Annotated in this window: 15 protein-coding genes and 1 tRNA gene; 6 read left to right on the top strand and 10 right to left on the bottom strand. The window is 66.0% G+C overall.

From position 1 onward, the window contains the following. Positions 1-87 precede the first annotated feature (87 nt). The 6 genes from B0T44_RS03370 to aceE all read right to left on the bottom strand — a co-directional run bounded on the left by B0T44_RS03370 (position 88) and on the right by aceE (position 8,600). Positions 88-1,521 carry an acyl-CoA carboxylase subunit beta gene (locus tag B0T44_RS03370; RefSeq protein ID WP_077116553.1) on the bottom strand — a complete coding sequence of 478 codons (1,434 nt, stop codon included), beginning with the start codon at positions 1,519-1,521 and terminating at the stop codon, positions 88-90. A 122-nt stretch (positions 1,522-1,643) separates the two neighbouring features. Next, positions 1,644-2,894 (bottom strand): KasA/KasB family beta-ketoacyl-ACP synthase, encoded by a 1,251-nt coding sequence (locus B0T44_RS03365; RefSeq protein WP_077116552.1) that lies wholly within the window; start codon positions 2,892-2,894, stop codon positions 1,644-1,646. Positions 2,895-2,904: 10 nt separating this feature from the next. Continuing rightward, complete coding sequence (gene acpM / locus B0T44_RS03360; RefSeq protein WP_077116551.1) at positions 2,905-3,207, bottom strand: meromycolate extension acyl carrier protein AcpM; 303 nt, start codon at positions 3,205-3,207, stop codon at positions 2,905-2,907. A gap of 128 nt (positions 3,208-3,335) precedes the next feature. Beyond that, positions 3,336-4,259 (bottom strand): ACP S-malonyltransferase, encoded by a 924-nt coding sequence (locus tag B0T44_RS03355; RefSeq protein WP_077116550.1) that lies wholly within the window; start codon positions 4,257-4,259, stop codon positions 3,336-3,338. Between the two features lie 127 nt (positions 4,260-4,386). After that, positions 4,387-5,721, bottom strand: a complete 1,335-nt coding sequence (locus tag B0T44_RS03350) for a PucR family transcriptional regulator (protein WP_077116653.1) — start codon at positions 5,719-5,721, stop codon at positions 4,387-4,389. A gap of 14 nt (positions 5,722-5,735) precedes the next feature. Then, a complete protein-coding gene (aceE, locus tag B0T44_RS03345) occupies positions 5,736-8,600 on the bottom strand; it encodes a pyruvate dehydrogenase (acetyl-transferring), homodimeric type (RefSeq protein WP_077116549.1) in 2,865 nt (954 codons plus the stop codon). A 215-nt stretch (positions 8,601-8,815) separates the two neighbouring features. Here aceE and B0T44_RS03340 point away from each other — a divergent pair, with 215 nt between their 5' ends. The 6 genes from B0T44_RS03340 to B0T44_RS03315 all read left to right on the top strand — a co-directional run bounded on the left by B0T44_RS03340 (position 8,816) and on the right by B0T44_RS03315 (position 11,279). Continuing rightward, entirely contained in the window at positions 8,816-9,373 is a 558-nt protein-coding gene (locus B0T44_RS03340; protein WP_077116548.1) for an Rv2240c family protein, read from the top strand. Between the two features lie 139 nt (positions 9,374-9,512). Further along, positions 9,513-9,935 carry a DUF3052 domain-containing protein gene (locus tag B0T44_RS03335; protein WP_077116547.1) on the top strand — a complete coding sequence of 141 codons (423 nt, stop codon included), beginning with the start codon at positions 9,513-9,515 and terminating at the stop codon, positions 9,933-9,935. A gap of 79 nt (positions 9,936-10,014) precedes the next feature. Further along, positions 10,015-10,479, top strand: coding sequence for a peroxiredoxin (locus B0T44_RS03330; RefSeq protein WP_077116546.1), 465 nt, complete (start codon positions 10,015-10,017; stop codon positions 10,477-10,479). 31 nt (positions 10,480-10,510) lie between these two features. After that, positions 10,511-10,582 (top strand) — tRNA-Val (locus tag B0T44_RS03325). A gap of 85 nt (positions 10,583-10,667) precedes the next feature. Further along, positions 10,668-10,886, top strand: coding sequence for a hypothetical protein (locus B0T44_RS03320; protein WP_139347781.1), 219 nt, complete (start codon positions 10,668-10,670; stop codon positions 10,884-10,886). Between the two features lie 66 nt (positions 10,887-10,952). Further along, complete coding sequence (locus B0T44_RS03315) at positions 10,953-11,279, top strand: hypothetical protein (protein ID WP_217697483.1); 327 nt, start codon at positions 10,953-10,955, stop codon at positions 11,277-11,279. Positions 11,280-11,295: 16 nt separating this feature from the next. Here B0T44_RS03315 and B0T44_RS03310 read toward each other — a convergent pair whose 3' ends face one another. The 4 genes from B0T44_RS03310 to B0T44_RS03295 all read right to left on the bottom strand — a co-directional run bounded on the left by B0T44_RS03310 (position 11,296) and on the right by B0T44_RS03295 (position 15,457). Beyond that, positions 11,296-11,829: a DUF3145 domain-containing protein gene (locus tag B0T44_RS03310; protein ID WP_077116652.1), complete on the bottom strand. Its 534-nt coding sequence runs from the start codon at positions 11,827-11,829 to the stop codon at positions 11,296-11,298. Positions 11,830-11,926: 97 nt separating this feature from the next. Beyond that, positions 11,927-12,754, bottom strand: coding sequence for a serine hydrolase domain-containing protein (locus tag B0T44_RS03305; protein ID WP_077116544.1), 828 nt, complete (start codon positions 12,752-12,754; stop codon positions 11,927-11,929). A gap of 311 nt (positions 12,755-13,065) precedes the next feature. Next, positions 13,066-14,196 carry an NDMA-dependent alcohol dehydrogenase gene (locus B0T44_RS03300; protein WP_077116543.1) on the bottom strand — a complete coding sequence of 377 codons (1,131 nt, stop codon included), beginning with the start codon at positions 14,194-14,196 and terminating at the stop codon, positions 13,066-13,068. Positions 14,197-14,401: 205 nt separating this feature from the next. Continuing rightward, entirely contained in the window at positions 14,402-15,457 is a 1,056-nt protein-coding gene (locus B0T44_RS03295) for a phosphotransferase family protein (protein ID WP_217697482.1), read from the bottom strand. Positions 15,458-15,531 lie beyond the last annotated feature (74 nt).

Here is a 15,531-nt window from a genome sequence, read left to right as displayed (position 1 = left end):
CGGTGCAGACCCCGGTGGTGCGCGCAAAGCTCGACGAACCCCGGAGTTGATCCGGAGCCCGTCGGTTACCGCGTGGGAATCAATCGGTCACAGCGGAATGTTCTTGTGATGGCTGGGGCGGCTCGGGGCCGAGGCCAGCGCGGCAGCGATCTTACTGCGGGTATGCGCCGGGTCGATCACCTCATCGACGACACCGATGGACAGCGCCCGGTCGACACCGCCTGCGATGGCTTCGTGCTCGGCGGTGAGCCGTTCGTGCAACGCTTCCCGCTCCGCTTCCGGAGCAGCGGCAAGCGCCTTCTTGTGCAGGATGCCGACCGCGGCCTTGGCGCCCATGACGGCGACCTCCGACCCCGGCCAGGCGTACACGGCGGTGGCGCCGAGCGAGCGGGCGTTCATCGCGATGTAGGCGCCGCCGTAGATCTTGCGGGTGACCAGCGTGACCCGCGGCACCCGGGCCTCGGCGAAGGCGTGCAGCAGCTTCGCGCCGCGGCGTACCACACCGTCCCATTCCTGGCCGACACCAGGCAGGTAGCCGGGCACATCGGTGATCACGATCAGCGGAATACCGAACGCATCGCACAAGCGCACGAAGCGGGCGGCCTTCTCGGCGCTTTCGGAGTTCAGGCAGCCGCCGAGACGCAGCGGGTTGTTGGCCAGCACGCCGACGGTGCGCCCACCGAGCCTGCCGAGGCCGGTGACCATGCTGCGCGCGTATCCGGCCTGCAGTTCCTCGAAGGAGGATTCGCCGTCGACGTTGTCGAGCAGCTCGTGCACGATCGGCTTCACGTCGTAGGCGCGCTTGGCGGAGGCGGGCAGCATCGCCTGCAGGTCGACATCGCCGTGTGCGGCGGCGACCAGGTCGAACTCGCCCTGGTCGGCGAACATCGTCACCAGTTTGCGGGCGCGATGCATGGCGTCGGCTTCGTCCTCGGCGACGATATGGGTGACACCGGACTTCTTGCCGTGGGTTTCGGGTCCGCCGAGGGTGGCCATGTCCACCTGTTCCCCGGTAACACTGCGGACCACGTCGGGCCCGGTCACGAAGACCCTGCCCTCGGGCGCCATGATCACGATATCGGTGAGCGCGGGACCGTAGGCGGCGCCGCCCGCGGCGAAACCGAGCACTACCGAAATCTGCGGGACCAGTCCGGATGCCCGGACCATCGCCTCGAAAACCTGACCGACAGCATGCAGTGCTTCCACGCCTTCGGCCAGCCGCGCGCCGCCCGAATGCCACAGGCCAACCACCGGAATCCCGGAGTCGATGGCGGTGTCGATGGCGTCGACGATGTGCTTGCAACCCTCGACACCCATGGCGCCGCCCATGACGGTGGCGTCGGAGCAGTAGGCGACGGTGCGCACGCCATCGACCTCGCCGATCGCGGCCAGCACGCCGGATTTGTCACGCGGGTGGAGGGGAAGAATGGTTCCGGGATCAAAGAAACGCTGCAGCCGGCCGAGTGGGTCGCGGGGGTCGGTCGCGGTGTCCGCCTGATAGGCGGGAGCCAGAATTGTCATCGCGTTCTCCTCGAATATGTGCAGCCGGCCGCGCGGCAGCTGATGCCGAGCCCGGTGGAGGGGCCGAGCTTCAGCTCGGCCGCTCACACCGGGCTCGTTGAGCAGCCGGTCAGGCCTGGGTGTCAGGCCCGGCCGAAGGCGAGCGCGACATTGTGCCCACCGAAACCGAACGAGTTGTTGATCGCGTACTCGATCTCCTGGCGGCGGGCTTCGCCGCGCACCACATCGAGGTCGATCTCGGGGTCCTGGTTTTCCAGGTTCAGCGTCGGCGGGATGATCCCGTCCCGGATGCTGAGCACGGTCAGCACCGACTCGAGTGCGCCGACGGCGCCGATCGAGTGGCCAAGTGCCGACTTGGGAGCGTAGACCGAGGCGTGGTTGCCGACGGCCTTGTTGATCGCCTTCGCCTCGGCGGTATCGCCGATGGGGGTGGCGGTGGCGTGGGCGTTGATGTGGGTGATGTCCTGCTTGGTCAGACCTGCGGTCTGCATCGCCCTGGTCATCGCCCGGGCTGCGCCGGTGCCCTCGGGCTCCGGAGCGACCAGGTGGAAACCGTCGGAGGTGATGCCTGCACCGAGCAGGCGGGCGTGGATGGTGGCCCCGCGCGCCTTGGCGTGCTCTTCGGTCTCGATGACCATCAGCGCACCGGCTTCACCGAAGACGAAACCGTCCCGATCCTTGTCGAACGGCCGCGAAGCGCCCTTCGGGTCGTCGTTGCGGGTGCTCATCGCGCGCATCATGGTGAACGCCGCGATCGGGATCATATCGATGTATCCCTCGACACCGCCGGTGACGACCATATCGGCGTCACCCATCACGATCATCCGCCACGCGTTGGCGATGGCTTCCGAACCGGACGAGCATGCCGAGACCGGAGTGACCACTCCCGCCCTGGCCTTCAGCTCGAGACCGACGACGGCCGACGGCCCGTTCGGCATGATCATCTGAACAGCGAGCGGCGAGATCTTGCGGTAGCCGCCGTTCTTCAGTTTGTCGACCGAATCGATGAGTGCGTCGGCGCCACCGAGGCCCGTGCCGATGGCCACACCGAGCCGTTCTGGATCGACCTCCGGGCTGCCCGCGTTGCGCCACACTTCGCGACCGAGCACGGTCGCGAGCTGCTCGACGTAGGCCATGCGACGGATTTCGACTCGGCTCAGCAGGGTTTCGGGCCGAACCTTCAGATGCCCGCCGATGCGGACCGGAAGGTCGTACTCCTCGATGAAGGAATCCTCGAGAACGTCGATGCCGCTCTCGCCGTTGAGGAGTCCCTTCCACGTCGCATCGACGTCGCCCGCGATCGACGTGGTCGCCGCCAGGCTCGTTACGACGACGTTGGGGAAGTTCCCGTTCAAGGTGGAAGGAGTGGTCACAGTTTCGGCCCTACTCGGCGTTGTCGAACTTGGCCTTGAGCTCGGCGGCGGTTTCCGCGTTCTCCGCCTCGAGCTTCTGGATGTAGGCGACGGCGTCGCCGACGGTCTTCAGGCTTGCCAGATCCTCGTCCGGAATCTTCACGCCGTACTTGTCCTCGGTCTGCACGGCAATCTCGACCATGGACAACGAGTCGATGTCCAGGTCATCGACGAAGGACTTCTCGATGGTCACCTCGGAGGGCTCGATACCGGTGACCTCCTCGATGATCTTGCCGAGTTCCTCGACGATTTGTTCCTGGGTCAGAGCGGCCACTTCGTGGCTCCCTTCTTGTTACTGTGTCTGGCTCTACTGTTTTATCTTCGGTTCGAGACGGCGGATAGTTACGCCGCTCGGACGGTTGTCCTCATCGTTATGAGCGATGAGCACACCGCGCAGGAAAGCTAGCCGGAGCTGGTGAGCCCGGCCAACGTGGGGAGGGCGGAGAGGTCCTCAGGGGTCTTCGAGGCCAGCGTCGGCGTGCCTTTCATCTCCCGTTTGGCAATGCCGACGAGGGTGCCCGCCGGCGGCAGCTCCGCCACCGCCGAAACGCCGGCCTGCCGGACAGTTTCGGTGCACAGGTCCCACCGGACGGGCCGGGTGACCTGCGCGGCGAGCTTATCGACCGCATCCTTGCCCGAGACGACCGGCTTGCCGTCGGCGTTCGACAGCAGGGTCCGGGTCGGTTCTCCGGGCGTGATCTCGGCGACGGCCGCGGCGACCGCGTCCTGCGCCGGCGCCATGAACGCGGTGTGGAACGCACCCGCGACGGGCAGTGCGCGAACCCGGGCCTTCTCCGGCGGGTTCGCGGCGAGCTCCGCGAGAGCGTCCAACCGGCCCGCCGCCACGATCTGACCCGTGGCGTTGCGGTTGGCGGGGACGAGGTCGAGTTCGGAAAGCCGTTCGAGCACGGCGGCTTCGTTGCCGCCGAGTACCGCGGACATTCCGGTCGGCTCCAGCGCACACGCCTTGGCCATCTCCGCACCGCGGATAGCGGCGAGGGTGACGGCGTCGTCGGCGGAGATGACGCCGGCGATCGCCGCGGCGGCGAGTTCACCGACCGAATGTCCGGCGACGATGGTATCGGCCGGAAGTGAATCCTGCTCGATTTCCGCGAAGGCGAGCAGGGCTGCCGCGACGACGAGTGGCTGGGTGACAGCGGTGTCGGTGATCTCCTCGGCGGTGGCAGTGGTGCCGAGACGGACCAGGTCCAGACCTGAGGCCTTGGACCAGACCGCCAGGCGTTCCTGCGCACCGGGAAGGTCGAGCCAAGGCGCGAGCATGCCGGGTGTCTGAGAGCCCTGTCCAGGGGCGAACAACGCGATCACTCCCTTAGAAAACACTGTGAGAGGGCATTCCGGAGATGTCGGCGCGAATGAAGCTTGCGGACGGCTTTTGTGTGAATTCCACAAAACACCACGTCGGATGTCCGAATCGACCGATTCGGGAAACGTGTTACAACCCCTCGCCATCCAATGAGGCGTATGTGGTTTCTGATACTGATGATGACGGTTCGTTACGAGTTCGTGTCAAACGACCCACTGTGGCGGCGATTCGTAACACGTAGGCATCGCGTGGATTCATAGGATCACGCCCGGTGATCTCGCCGATACGCTTCAGGCGATAGCGGACCGTATTTGGATGAACGTACAGCTGCCGGGCACAGGTCTCGACCGCACCACCGCAGTCGAGATAGGCGTCGAGAGTGTCCGCCAACGCCGATCCGGCCGACGCCAACGGTAGGACAAGGTACTCGTTCAACGCGTCGATCGCAGCTCGGTCGCCGAGCAGCGCACGTTCAGGCAACAATTCGGTCGCGTGCACCGGCCGCGGCGCCCCCCGCCAGCCGATCACCGCCTCCATCCCGGCCAGCGCCTCCAATGCGCTCGCATGTGCCGCGCCGAGCGTGCGCGTGGTAGGCCCGATCACCACCGGGCCATCCGAGAAGACCTCGTTGAGCAGGTCGGTCATAAAACCGGAAGTCTCCGGCGCCTCGCCCAGTTGCCCGCTGACGACCATCACCAGCCGCGCCCCCTGCACCACCGCGAGCGCTGCCCGGCCGTGCCGCGCGGCGATGGTGTGCACCGCGCCGACCACCGACACCCCCTGGTCGCTCGGCGGCGTGCCGACGAGCACCGTCGCCGGAGCGGTGGCATCCCAGTTCAGCGTCGCCGCCCGCGACAGCATGTCCGGACCGGTGTCGCCGCGCACCACCGCATCCACCACCAGCGCCTCTAGCCGGGTATCCCAGGCACCGCGCGATTCGGCGGCGCTGGCATACACCGAGGCGGCCGCGAAACCGAGCTCACGCCCGTATCGCAGCACCGCCTCGGTGAGCGCCACCAACTGCCGGTCGTTGCGCGCCAGCGCGGGCAGCCACTGTTCGAAGAACTCCATCGCGACCCGGACCATGTCCACGGTCTGGCGCAGCGTCAGCCGCCGCGCCAGATCCTGTGGAATCACCTGGAACGCGTCCAAGCTGAACCGGATATCGCTGTCGGGGTCCTGCAACCACTCCAGGAAGTTCACCACCGCGGTCTGCACCAACATCTGCACCCCGGCGCGCTGCGCGGCGTCCAGATCGGCAAAGAACGGCAACCGGTCCTGCATCGACCCCACCGCCTCGGTGGACAGCCGGCCCGAGAACTGCTTCACACGTTTGAGCAGCGTATCCGGGAGCGGATCGCGGGTCTGCCGGTTCGGGGACAGCGCACCCGTCGGCAGATAGACCTCGTGATGCTCAGAAGAGCCCTCGGAGATCCGCCGCGGTCGCGGTGGTTTACGTTCCATCATCTGGTGTTGTGCTACTCCGCGTCTCCAGCACCGCCCGCGGTGAACGTCGGCGCGGCGTCGACATCAGCGATGCGATAGCGCGCCGCGGCCTCCGCGGCTGTAGCCGGGTCGATCTTTCCGGTTCGTCCGAGCCCGGCCAATGCTGCCACGGCAATGGATTCCGCGTCGACATTGAACACTCGCCGCGCCGCAGGACGGGTATCGGAGAACCCGAAACCGTCGGTGCCGAGGGTCGTGTAATCGCCAGGAACCCATTTGCGGATCTGATCGGGAACCGCGCGCATCCAGTCCGAGGCGGCCACGAACGGCCCCTCGGCGCCGTGCAGCGCCTGGGTGACGTACGGCGTGCCCGGATCGGTGCCCGGGTCCCGCAACGCGGCCATCTCCTTGTCCAGCGCCTCCCGGCGCAGCTCGCCCCAGGACGTCACCGACCACACGTCGGCCGCCACACCCCAGTCGTCGGCCAGCAACCGCTGGGCGCGCAGACCGTCGGGAACGGTGACACCGGAGACCAGGATCTGCGCCCGCGCATCCCCTTCTCCGCCGCGCTGATACAGGTAGATACCTTTGAGCAGGCCCGCAACGTCGAGCCCTTCCGGCTCGGCGGGCTGCTGGTAGGGCTCGTTGTACAGGGTGAGGTAGTAGAAGATGTTTTCGCCGCCGAAACCCGCGACGCCCTCGGTGCCGCCGTACATGCGGCGCAGGCCGTCGCGCACGATATGGGCGATCTCGAACGCGAACGCCGGATCGTAGGACACCACCGCGGGGTTGGTGGAGGCCAGCAGCAGCGAATGCCCGTCGTTGTGCTGCAGCCCCTCACCGGTGAGGGTGGTGCGACCGGCGGTCGCACCGAGGAGGAACCCGCGCGTCAGCTGGTCGGCCGCGGCCCACAGGCCGTCGCCGGTGCGCTGGAACCCGAACATCGAATAGAAGATGTACAGCGGGATCATCGGCTCACCGTGTGTGGCGTAGGACGTGCCGACCGCGGTGAACGATGCGGTGGAACCGGCCTCGTTGATGCCCTCGTGCAGGATCTGCCCGACGTTGCTTTCCTTGTAGGCCAGCATCAACTCGGCGTCGACCGAGGTGTACAGCTGGCCGTTGCGGTTGTAGATCTTCAACGAAGGGAACCACGAGTCCATTCCGAAGGTGCGGGCTTCGTCCGGGATGATCGGCACGATCCGCTTACCGATCTCCTTGTCGCGCAACAACTCCTTCATCAGCCGCACCAGCGCCATCGTGGTCGCCACGGCCTGCTTACCCGAACCCTTGCGCACCGACTTGTACGCCTCGTCGCCGGGCAGCCGCAACGGCTGGGCTGTGGTCCGCCGCTCCGGCAGGAAACCGCCGAGCGCCTTGCGGCGGTCCAGCATGTACTGGATCTCCCGCGCCTCCATGCCGGGGTGGTAGTACGGCGGCAGGTACGGGTCCTTCTCCAGTTCGGCGTCGCTGATCGGGATCCGCTGCAGGTCACGGAAATCCTTCAGATCCTGCAGGGTCAGCTTCTTCATTTGATGGGTGGCGTTGCGACCCTCGAAATGCTTGCCGAGGGTGTAGCCCTTGATGGTCTTGGCCAGGATCACCGTCGGCTGACCCTTGTGCGCCAGCGCCGCCGCATACGCCGCATACACCTTGCGGTAGTCGTGGCCGCCGCGTTTGAGATTCCAGATCTCCTGATCCGACAGATCCTGGACCAGTGCCTTCGTCCGCGGGTCACGGCCGAAGAAGTGGTCGCGCACGTACGCGCCGTCGTTGGCCTTATAGGTCTGGTAGTCACCGTCGGGCGTGGTGTTCATCAGGTTCACCAGTGCGCCGTCGCGGTCGGCGCCCAACAGCGCGTCCCATTCGCGGCCCCACACCACCTTGATGACGTTCCAGCCCGCGCCACGGAAGAACGACTCCAGTTCCTGGATGATCTTGCCGTTGCCGCGCACCGGGCCGTCGAGGCGCTGCAGGTTACAGTTCACCACGAAGGTCAGGTTGTCCAGACCTTCCATCGCCGCCACATGGGCCAGGCCGCGCGATTCCGGCTCATCCATCTCGCCGTCACCGAGGAACGCCCACACATGCTGGTCGGAGGTGTCCTTTATCCCGCGATCATGTAGGTAGTGGTTGAACCGCGCCTGATAGATGGCGTTCATCGGGCCCAGACCCATCGACACCGTCGGGAACTCCCAGAAATCGGGAAGCAGCCGCGGATGCGGATACGACGGCAGCCCGCGGCCGAGGCCACCATGGCTGTACTCCTGCCGGAATCCGTCGAGCTGGTCGGTCGACAGCCTGCCCTCGAGGAACGCTCGCGCGTAGATGCCCGGCGAGGCGTGGCCCTGAATGAAAATCGAGTCGCCGCCGCCCGGATGATCCTTACCGCGGAAGAAATGGTTGAACCCCACCTCGTACAGTGCCGCCGACGACGCATAGGTGGAGATATGGCCACCGACCGCGATACCCGGCCGCTGCGCGCGGTGCACCATGATGGCGGCGTTCCAGCGGATCCAGGCACGGTAGCGCCGCTCGGTTTCCTCGTCGCCGGGGAACCACGGCTCGTTCTCGGTGGGGATGGTGTTGACGTAATCGGTGGAGGTCAGGGAGGGAATGGAGACACGGCGTTCGCCGGCGCGTTCGAGCAGGCGCAGCATCAGATACCGCGCCCGGCCCGGCCCTTCGCGATCGAGCATATCGTCGAAGGATTCGAGCCATTCACTGGTTTCCTCCGGATCGATATCCGGTAGGTACGACGCCACTCCCTCACGAATCACCCGGACGCGTCCGCCGGCCGGCGGCCCGGGTTGCGCGCCGTTCCCGGCGCGGGCGGCGGGGGTGGAGCCGGGCGCAGCGGATTCCGCCGACGCCGAAGAGTGGATCAGATCGGTCAAAACTGCTCCTCGTACAGGGGTGGACGAGCTGATGGCTTCTGTTTCCCTGGATGGTCGCGCTGGTGGGCGGACCACCCGTTGACGAAAGGTATGGCTGCACCATCCATCCTTGCCGATGGTGCGTCCCAGGTCATCATGTCAGTCGTGAATCCAGTACCGTGCGACAGGCAAGACGGCCGGAGCCGATCGGAGTACACCAGGGAGTGGGGAGGACAATGAAGGTGCTTGACCCGCGCAAGTTCGGGCTGATATGCGCTGTCGCCGCACTCGCCACCGGGTTGTCGGTCGCGGGATGCGCAGAGCAGGTCCCCGGTTCCGCGACGCCCAACGCGGCCGAGCTGTCGGCATACAAGACCGAGGCCGCGTCCTCGTCCGCCGCGGCGACTTCTTCCCGGCGTGCCGCCGAGCGCGCTCAGGCGATCTCCGACAACTGCGACCCGTTCCCGGCCACCACCGGGATCGGTGTCACCAAATACAACGAGTTCGTCGACGCGCACGACAACAACGCCCCCGATTACGTGCCCAAACGCGACGCGGCCGCCGATACCCTCGAAGACGCCGCGAACAAGGTCGAAAGCGTTGTCAACAGCACCCGCGCCGAGATCCCGCCGGATCTGGCGGACAAACTCACCGAGTACGTCAATGCCGCCCGCGAACTCGCCAAGCAGACCAGAGGCATGACCTACACCGCCCCCGTCGGGCCGCTCAACGACGCCAGCAAACGGGTCAACGACGCCCGCAACGCGGTCCGCGACGCTTGCGGGGCTCGATGAAATCGCTGTTGGCGAATTGCCCGGTCACCGGGATTTTCGTGCGACATTCGGGTGAAATTTCGCTCGATCGGCTTGCGCTGCGGCCGTTAACCATGTTCGCTTGCACCTACCAATAGTCGGATTTGAGGAGGACACCACCGTGGTCGCCGCGGCGGACGCGCAGAATTTCGCTCAGAAGCTTGGCATCACCCACGGCTTGGTTGTTCAGGAGCTGGGCTGGGACGAGGACACCAACGACGACCTGCGGGCCGACGTCGAGGAGACCATCGGCGAGGAGCTGCTCGACGAGGATTCCGACGAGGTCATCGATGTCGTGCTGCTGTGGTGGCGTGAAGGCGACGGCGACCTGGTGGACCAGCTGATGGAGGCGATCGGCCCGCTCGGCGACGACGGTTTCATCTGGGTGCTCACCCCCAAAACCGGCCTGCCCGGCCACGTCGATCCCAGCGAGATCGCCGAAGCCGCCCCCACCGCCGGTCTCACCCAAACCTCGACGATCAATCTCGGTGAATGGTCCGGCAGCCGCCTTGTGCAGCCGAAAGCTCCCTCGAAGCAGCGCTGAGCGGGGCTTCGGCTAAGGTTTCGCACTGGATGTCTTTTGCGCGCCCGGCGCGAAACCCGACACGATGGAGGACTCTGCCATGCCGCTCGAGGTCGGCTCACTCGCGCCGGATTTCACCCTGAAGGACCAGAACAACCAGGACGTCTCGCTGTCGGATTACCGCGGCCGCAAGAACGTGCTGATCGTGTTCTATCCGCTCGCCTTCACCGGCATCTGCCAGGGCGAACTGTGCAAGGTCCGTGACGAGCTCCCCAAGTTCGAAAACGACAACGCCGCGATCCTCGCCATCTCGGTCGGCCCGCCACCCACCCACAAGATCTGGGCCGCCGAGCAGGGCTACACCTTCCCGCTGCTGTCGGATTTCTGGCCGCACGGCGCCATCGCCCAGGCCTATGGCGTGTTCAACGAGAAATCGGGTTTCGCGAACCGCGGCACCTTCGTCGTCGACCGGGAAGGCTACATCCGTTTCGCCGAGATGAACGCCCCCGGAGAGCCCCGTGACCAGGCAGCTTGGGAGAAAGCGCTCGCCGCGCTAGATTCATAACCCGTCGCCCCGATTTCCTCGGGGCGCACAAGGGCGTATAGCTCAGCGGTAGAGCTCTGGTTTTACACACCAGCGGTCGGCGGTTCGAACCCGTCTGCGCCCACTGTAATTGGATTGCGAGTCACACTTCGGTGCTACCAGCGCTACCGTTGTCTTCATGACCGCGAAGATCTCTGTCAGCCTCTCCGATGAGGCATACGAGGCCGCTCGACGTGCCGCCGAAGGCGGGTGAAGCGCCGAGCATCTCCGCGTATATCGAATCGCTGATCATCGTCCGCGACGGCGGCCTACGCGGCCGCCTCAGCTATCTGGGCTCCACCTTCGGACAGCTCAGCGAGTCGGACCCAGAGGTCGAGCGCGCGAACCTCGACTTCGCCCGCCTGCTCGGCAAACAGTCAGCCGTGTGACCGGTCTCGTACTGGACACCGGAGCCCTTATCGCACTCGAACGCGGAAAAACCTTACATTCGAACCTTGCTCGCCGAAACGGTGGATTCAGGACTTCCTGTCATCGTTCCGTCCGGAGTGCTCGCCCAAGCATGGCGGGACGGTCCGAGGCAATATCTCATATCACGGTTCCTCCTGACCGATGACCGGATCCACATCGCCGCGCTCGATCGCGTCGAGGCCCTTCTCGTGGGTGTCAAGATCGGTGAATGCCGTCACCCCGACGTCGTCGATGTCCATGTCGCGCTACTGGCTATCCGCCGCGACGCCATGATCGCCACCTCCGGCCGAGACGATATCCTCGCCGTGGAACCGAACCTGCGGGATTCGATAACGGCAGACGGTTCACCATGAACCGTGCTAGGCCGCTCTACCCGACCTCTCGCCGCAGCCAGGTGATCTCAGCACCTTCGCTCCCCGGGCGGTACAACTCGAGGTCCTCGTCCCACGCTGTCCCCAACGCCCGGTCGATCTCGGCGGCCAGGTCGTAGCTGGAGTACTTGTCGAGTTCACGGGCCGTGCGCAGCATCCCGCGCAGCCGCATCTCGCCGATCATCACATCGCCGTTGGCGCTGATGGAGCCGTGCCAGAGGCCGAGGTCGGGGACGAAGCTGTAGCGTTCGCCGTCGACGCCTTCGCTGGGGTCCTCGGTGACTTCGAAACGCAGGACGGGCCAGGAGCGTAGGGCTTGGGCGATGCGGGAGGCGGTGCCTACGGGGCCGATCCATTCGCTGGTTGCGCGGAGTTGGCCCGCGGCGGCGGGCTGGGCGGTCCAGCGGAGTTGAGCGGGTGCGCCGAGGGCGGACGCGAGTGCCCACTCGATATGCGGGCACAGCGCAGCCGGCGACGAGTGGATGTAGACCACACCCGCCGTCACGTCCGCGAACTGACTCGATGCGCGCAGCACAGACACCTCCAGCGTCGACCAGGAACGTCTTCCCCAACGGTCCATCGAGCTGGTGCGTGGCCCGAGTGTACTCGAGTGTCTCGAGTTACACGTGTTACTTCGCTGAGTTGCGTGAACGTGTCGTTTCGGCGAGCACCGCATCGCTGAGCGGGGGCCAGGCCTCCCGTGCCCAGTCGCCGAAATTCTCGTCGCTCAACGCGACACACGCCACCTCGTGCTCCGGGTCCACCCACAGGAAGGTGCCGGACTGGCCGAAATGACCGTAGGTGCGTGGGGAGTTCGCGGTCCCGGTCCAGTGCGGAGTCTTGCTGTCGCGAATCTCGAAGCCCAGACCCCAGTCGTTGGGTCGCTGCGAACCGAAACCGGGTAGAACTCCGTTTCGGCCCGGGAACTGGACCGTGCTGGCCTCGGTGTGCGTCTGCGTCGAAATCAGCTGGGGTTCGAGAAGTTCGGCGGCGAAAAGGGCGAGGTCGGCGACAGTGGACCGGGCCGCATGACCTGCGGAACCGGTGAGTTCGGAGGAGGTCATGGCCAGCGGTTCGAATACCGCTTGCCGCAGGTACTCGGGGAACGCGATACCTGTTTGCTGCGCGACGAAATCGGCCAGCACCTCGAAACCGGAACTGGAGTAGATGCGCCGCGCCCCGGGTTCGGCTATCTGGTCGGTGGTGTCGAAAGCCAAACCGGAGGTGTGGGCGAGCAGGTGACGCACCGTGGAGCCGGTCGGTCCGGCAGGCTGGTCGAGCTCGATCGCGCCCTCTTCGACGGCGACCAGCACGGCATAGGCGGCGAGCGGTTTGGTCACCGAAGCGAGCGGGAAAACCCGGTCGGCGTCACCTGTCGTTGTCATGCCGTCACGGGTGACAACACCGGCTGCCGCGTGTCGTACCGGCCAGTCCTGTATCTGCTCGAGTGCACGCACATATCGAGCCTACGAGACCATGTTTCGCCACATCCAGCGGGCCGAGTGAAATATCGGCACCCAACCGTCGTTTCGGCGCACGGGCCCGTCCTTGGTGTCGGCGGCTCCCACGCGTCGTCAGGCTCGGCTTACACCGCGCCTTCGAGCCGCGCTCGGCGCCCAACGGAGGATGTGGATCGGGAGCTGGCGAGCGGCGGCGTCCAGGGATCCAGCATCGATGCCGGCAGAGGCTACCGTGTCGAACCGGAAGGCGGCAGCCGCCGGTGCCGGTATCCGATCGATACCGGCACCGGCGGCTGCCCGCGACCGGATCAGCGGTCGGCGTCGGTGTACTTGATGATGCCGCGAATGTTCTTGCCGTCGAGCATGTCCTGGTAGCCCTGGTTGATGTCTTCCAAGCGGTAGCTGCGGGTGACCATATCGTCCAGGTTGAGCTGACCGGACTTGTACAGCCGCAGCAGGCGTGGAATGTCCTGGCGGGCATTGCCGCCGCCGAAGATGCAACCCTTGACGGTCTTCTGCAGCATCGACAGCAGGAAGCTGTTGAGCTTGACGTCGAAGGCGTCCATCCGGCCCATCGAGGTGACAACCAGGTCGCCTGCCTTGGCGGTGAGGATCAGGCCTTCCTCGATGTAGTCGCCGTGCATTTCGCCCATGGTGAGGATGACCTTGTCGGCCATCCGCCCTTCGGTGGCCTCCATCAGCGGGGCGATGGCCTCGGCCATGCTCGGGTAGGTGTGGGTGGCGCCGAACTTCTGGGCCTGCTCCCGTTTCCACGGGTTCGGGTCGATCGCGACAACCTGCTGCGCGCCGGACAGCACCGCGCCCTGCAGCGCGCTCATACCGACACCGCCGATACCGACGATCGCGACGGTGTCACCGGGCGACACCTTGGCCACGTGAGTGGAGGAGCCGAAACCGGTGGGCACACCGCAGCCGACGAGGCAGGCCACCTCGAACGGAACCTCGGGGTCGATCTTGACCACGGAGGTGTGGTGCACCGTCATGTACGGGGAGAAGGTGCCGAGCAGGCACATCGGGATGACGTGCTGGCCGCGGGCGTGGATGCGGTAGCTGCCGTCGCTGATCGACTGGCCGGACAGCAGCCCGGCACCCAGGTCGCACAGCGCCATATGACCGGCGACGCAGGCGGGACAGCGACCGCATGCCGGGATGAACGACAGTACGACGTGGTCGCCGACGGCGAGGTCCGCAGGCACGTTCGGCCCGAGTTTGGTAACCACGCCCGCGCCTTCGTGCCCGCCCATGACGGGGAAGGAGGGCATGGGGGTGGCACCGGTGACGATGTGATGGTCGGAGTGGCACATACCAGCGGTTTCCAGCTGGATCTGCACCTCACCGGCGCGCGGGTCGCCGATCTCGATCTCTTCCACGGACCACGGCTCGTCGATCCCCCACAGGATCGCGCCCTTCGTCTTCATTCCTGTCCGACCTCTCACGTGCACGGGCTTCATGTGACGGCACCAACACTACGCAAAAACTGGAACACGTTCTAGTAGTTTCGAGAAGATCGCCGCAATAACTGGACAAACGACCACATCAGACCTGTCCAGGTGCAGGTTTCCTGAGCCGACGGCGGGGCCACCGCGACGCGACCGCACTACCCGAACCGCTCGCGAGCGCCCCTCACTCCATGAAACGATGCGCCCGCTCGAACAGTTCGAGGGTGATGGCGTGCAGGAAGTCACCGACCTGCTTGGGCGCCTTGCCCGCGAACGCGCGCGCGTAGGTGCCCTCCAGCACGATGCCGAGCTTGAAGCAGGCCAGCACCGTGTACCAGGTGACGGCGCTCAGGTCGCGGTCGGAGAACTTCGCATAATGGGCGATCATCTCCGCGACAGTGGGCAGACCGCCCACTTCGCCGAGTTTGCCGACCAACGCTGCACCGGTGGTGCCGGGTTCGGGCCGGGTCGCGATCTGCCAGCCCAGGTCGAGCAGCGGGTCGCCGATAGTGGACATCTCCCAGTCGACCATGGCGACGAGGTCGGGACCGTCGTAGGAGAACATCATGTTCGCCAGATGGCAGTCGCCGTGCAGGATGCCTGGCGTCCACCGGGCGGGGCGGTTGCGGTCCAGCCACTCGCCCACCTGTTCCAGGCCCGGGATCTGCGGTCCCGGGTAGCCCTCGTTCGACGAGTAGGACTCGAGCTCACCGAGCCAGCGCGGCACCTGCCGCTCCAGGAAACCCTCGGGTTTGCCGTAGTCGGCCAGGCCGAGCGCCTGATAGTCGAGGGAGCCGAGCCGGGCGATGCCCTCGACCGCGGACAGACCCATCCGGCGGCGGATCTCGGCACCGCCTGCGTGCAGTGCGGGCAGTTCGTTCTGCGGGTTGAAACCGGTGATCGGCTCCATCAAGTAGAAGACCGCACCCAGTACCGTTTCGTCGGTGCAGGCGGCGATCACACGCGGGGCCTTCACCTCGGTGCCGTTCAATGCGCCGAGCAACCGGGCTTCGCGGCGGATCACCTCGTTGCTCCTGGCACGCAGGTGTTCGGGGCCGCGCCGCAGCACGTACTCGCGGTCACCGCGCCGGAAGCGCAGCATGATGTTCTGGGTGCCGCCGCCGAGCGCGGTCACCTCCGCGAATTCACCGCCGGAAAGTCCCTGCTCGTCCATCCAGTTCCCGACCACGGCGAAGTCGACGACATCACGTTCCACGCCGACCGGTTGCGCAACAGACATGCCCCACATTGTGCCCCACCCACCCAGTCGAACTGAAGGCAACCGACAACAGTTTGCCGGATCGGCGGCGGCGT

The organism is Nocardia donostiensis, assembly GCF_002081715.1.
GTDB lineage: Bacteria > Actinomycetota > Actinomycetes > Mycobacteriales > Mycobacteriaceae > Nocardia > Nocardia donostiensis.
This window is presented reverse-complemented; position numbering and strand designations above follow the sequence as displayed.

What these genes read in the sequence shown, in the direction of transcription:
- B0T44_RS03340 (WP_077116548.1), top strand. Translation starts at nt 8,816, where the DNA reads ATGAAGGTGCTTGACCCGCGCAAGTTCGGGCTGATATGCGCTGTCGCC.
- B0T44_RS03370 (WP_077116553.1), bottom strand. Translation starts at nt 1,521, where the DNA reads ATGACAATTCTGGCTCCCGCCTATCAGGCGGACACCGCGACCGACCCC.
- B0T44_RS03295 (WP_217697482.1), bottom strand. Translation starts at nt 15,457, where the DNA reads ATGTCTGTTGCGCAACCGGTCGGCGTGGAACGTGATGTCGTCGACTTC.
- B0T44_RS03330 (WP_077116546.1), top strand. Translation starts at nt 10,015, where the DNA reads ATGCCGCTCGAGGTCGGCTCACTCGCGCCGGATTTCACCCTGAAGGAC.
- B0T44_RS03300 (WP_077116543.1), bottom strand. Translation starts at nt 14,196, where the DNA reads ATGAAGACGAAGGGCGCGATCCTGTGGGGGATCGACGAGCCGTGGTCC.
- B0T44_RS03350 (WP_077116653.1), bottom strand. Translation starts at nt 5,721, where the DNA reads ATGGAACGTAAACCACCGCGACCGCGGCGGATCTCCGAGGGCTCTTCT.
- B0T44_RS03320 (WP_139347781.1), top strand. Translation starts at nt 10,668, where the DNA reads ATGAGGCATACGAGGCCGCTCGACGTGCCGCCGAAGGCGGGTGAAGCG.